Here is a 228-nt window from a genome sequence, read left to right as displayed (position 1 = left end):
AATGTAATGGTCTAATGAAACTGGAGTGATTTTCAGCTTAAAATACACAAAATCTTATCGGTATTAAACATGACCAGAAAAAGCGCAGTCCATATCAGCCCTCTTCAAAAATTAGAATATGCCAAGCTGATGGTCGAACAGGGTTACACCAACAAGCAAATTGAAGATATGTCAGGTGCAGGTAAATCTGCGGTGTCTAGATGGAAAGTACAGTATCAAGCTGAATTA

General features: G+C 37.7%; 1 pseudogene. It reads left to right on the top strand.

Annotation, left to right across the window (positions count from 1 at the left end):
- Positions 1-69: 69 nt before the first annotated feature.
- Positions 70-228 (top strand): annotated as a pseudogene (locus H5073_RS18205) (IS3 family transposase); the annotation flags it as partial.

It is taken from the genome of Shewanella sp. SR44-3 (genome assembly GCF_014163735.1).
Lineage (GTDB): Bacteria > Pseudomonadota > Gammaproteobacteria > Enterobacterales > Shewanellaceae > Shewanella.
This window is presented reverse-complemented; position numbering and strand designations above follow the sequence as displayed.